Here is a 3,295-nt window from a genome sequence, read left to right as displayed (position 1 = left end):
TGAGCGCCGGGTCATTGTCTATAAGCTTTCGATCCAGTTCCAGGCTTGTAACAATACGGTCATCTTTGCCGCAAAGGTATTCGTTTGTTTCAAGCGGCTTTGCACCGGTTGCAATAACCGTGACTCCATGCTCAAGTTTTTCCTCATTACCATTGCTGGAAAGTGTGGAAGTAAAATTGCCCACAAAGCCATCCACCTTGGTCAGATTTGTATTCTTATGCACACGAATATTGGGATGCTGCTCGACTTCTTTAATCAGGGAAGAAAGCTCTATCTGGATATCTTCACCCTTGATGGTACGATATAGATTCAGCGCCTGACCGCCCAAATAGCCACTTCGCTCAATGATATGGGATTCATAGCCCTGATCGGCAAGAATTTTTGCGGTACTCATACCTGTGATACCACCGCCGATAACCATGGCGCGCTGGTTGACTTTCAATTCCGCTTCATCCAGAGGCTGCATCAAAGCGACCTTGGAAACAGCCATTCTGACCAGGTCTTTCGCTTTTTCAGTGGCAAGATCAGGGTTATTTTTATGCACCCATGAATCATGGTTTCGGATATTGGCCATTTCGAAAAGATATTTGTTCAGACCCGCATTTACAAGTGTTTCCTGGAAAAGGGGTTCATGGGTTTTGGGTGTGCATGCTGCTACGACAACGCGATTCAACTTTTTACTTTTAATAATTTGGGCCATGCCATCCTGTGTATCCTGAGAGCAAGAATACAGGTTGTCGGATACATACTCCACATACGGTAAGGTGGCAGCATAATCCCTTACCGCCGTAACATTCACAGTGCCGGCTATATTGATACCGCATCTGCAAACAAACACCCCGATTCTTGGGCGTTCACCCCGGATATCGACTTGCGGAATTGTTTCTTTTTCTTTTGTCCGGGTATTGCGTGCACTGCTTAACATGGCTCCGGAAACGCCGGCCGCAGCACTAGAATCCACTACCGATTGAGGAATATCCTTGGGGCCCTGGAAAGCGCCGCATACGAATATACCTTGTTTGGAGGTGGCCACGGGGTTGAACGTGGAAGTCTTAGCAAATTTACCTTCCGTAAGATCGATTCCCAATTTATCGGCCATGGCAACCACTTCGGGCGAAATTTCAAGACCGATTGAAAGCACTATCATATCAAAGGTTTCGACTTGCATTTCACCTGAATCGTTGACATACCGGACTTCAAGGTCATCTGTTCCCATAACCGGCGTGACCGAATGAACCCGGCTTCTTAAAAAACGAATCCCTTTGTCCTGTGCCGTGTTATAAAATCGTTCGAAATCTTTGCCATGGGTTCGCATATCCATGAAAAAGATTGCACAATCGAGGTCGTAATTTGCATGCTCCTTGGAAATGACAGCTTCCTTGATGGCGTACATACAACATACCGAAGAACAATAGGCATTGTCGCACCGATTCATATCTCGAGAACCAACGCATTGAAACCATGCAATTTTTTTCGGTTCCTTGTGGTCGGATAAACGAACCAGATGTCCTGAAGTAGGACCGGACGCTGAAAGCACACGCTCGAATTCCATGGCCGTCATAACATTGGGATGTTGAGCGTAACTGTAATTATCAAATTTCGAAGGATCAAAAGGTTTAAAGCCGGGGGCCAATATAATGGAACCGACATTCAATTCCACGGTTTCATCCTGCATGGCGTGGTTAATGGCATCAACACCGCAGAATTCAACACAGACCTTACATCCGCCGGTTTTAAAATGAACACAGACATCCCGATCTATGGCAGGTATATTCGGCACGGCCTGGGCATATGGCACATAGACAGGCTTTCGGCCTTTCAGACCCACTTCGTATTCGGAAGGAATCAGTTGAACATTTTTCTTTTTGGTGATTTGTTCTTTTATCGTATCCAGGGTAATGTGCCCGGTAGGACAAACGAATGCGCAGGCACCACATGCCAGACATACATCAGTTTGTATGTGAAAAGGGGTGTCGACTTTCATTTCGACACCGCGCCCGGTCAGTGAGATAGCACTATTTCCCATCTTTTCGCACATACGGACACACAGACCGCAGAGGATACAGTCATCGTCTTCCGTTTTAAAACGGGGCTTTTCAATACCATATTTCTTAGCCAGTTTTTGCAGTAAGGGAACTTCCGGGCAACGGGCCAACAACAACTCCACAATGAGCTTGCGTCCCTGGTGAACCCCTTCCGAATCGGTCCTTACTTCCATGCCTTCCCATATGGGATAATTGCATGCGGTAACATAGCGGGATCGTCGTCCGTCGAACAACTCAACGCTACAAATCCGGCACATACCGGCCGGTTCCAATGCCTTGTGATGGCAAAGCGTCGGGATATCCACACCGTTGCGTTCCGCGACCTGAAGGATAAATTCCCCTTCTTCTCCTTGTACTGCTTTTCCATTGAGCTTAAAAGTAACCATAGATATTATCCCTTATAATTAGCGGATTGCAATTGCATTAAATTTACACATGTCGTAACAAATACCGCATTTTATACATTTTTCCTGATCCAAATGATGCGGCTTTTTCTTTTCGCCGACAATGGCTTCCTGAGGGCATTTTCGGGCACAAACCTGGCATCCCGTGCAGGCGTCTTGATCAATTTCATAATAAAAGAGCGCTTTACAAACACCGGCAGGGCATTTTTTATCCCGGATATGAGATTCATACTCATCCCTGAAATAATGGATAGTTGTCACCACTGGATTAGGGGCGGATGTACCCAAACCACACAAAGAAAATTTTTGCACCATATCACCAAGTTCTTCGAGCAACTCGATATCGCCCTCTTTTCCTTCACCAGCGCAAATTTGAGTCAATATATTGAGCATCTGTTTGATGCCCTCTCGGCAGGGGTTGCATTGTCCGCAGGATTCTTCATTAAGAAAATCAAGGAAATATCGGGCCACGTCCACCATGCAGGTGTCTTGATCCATTACGATCATACCGCCGGAACCCATGATGGAACCTACTTCCGCAAGTTTTTGATAATCTACCGGCAGATTCAAATATTGTTCCGGAATACACCCGCCCGAAGGTCCACCGGTTTGAATTGCTTTGAATTTTTTCTTTTTGGGAACCCCGCCGCCGATATCAAAAGCGATTTCTTTAAGGGAAATGCCCATGGGAACTTCCACGAGGCCTGTATTTTTGATCTTTCCGCAAAGGCTGAACACTTTGGTTCCCTTGCTATGATCCGTTCCCATGGCAGCATACCACTTGCCACCTTTCAAAACTATTGCCGGGACATTCGCATAAGTTTCCACGTTATTGAGATTGGAAGG

Annotated in this window: 2 protein-coding genes; both read right to left on the bottom strand. The window is 46.2% G+C overall.

Annotated features, from left to right (window positions below; translation table 11 throughout):
* Nucleotides 1-2,431 (bottom strand): 2Fe-2S iron-sulfur cluster-binding protein (locus tag V2I46_00715; GenBank protein ID MEE4176007.1); only part of this gene is annotated, 2,431 nt, incomplete at its 3' end.
* A gap of 18 nt (nt 2,432-2,449) precedes the next feature.
* The coding region (locus tag V2I46_00710; GenBank protein ID MEE4176006.1) for an NADH-ubiquinone oxidoreductase-F iron-sulfur binding region domain-containing protein at nt 2,450-3,295 on the bottom strand (846 nt) is incomplete at its 5' end.

This window comes from Bacteroides sp. (assembly GCA_036351255.1).
In the GTDB taxonomy this organism is placed as follows: domain Bacteria; phylum Bacteroidota; class Bacteroidia; order Bacteroidales; family UBA7960; genus UBA7960.
The sequence above is the reverse complement of the archived record's forward strand: the minus strand, read 5'-3'. Positions and strand labels throughout refer to the sequence as shown.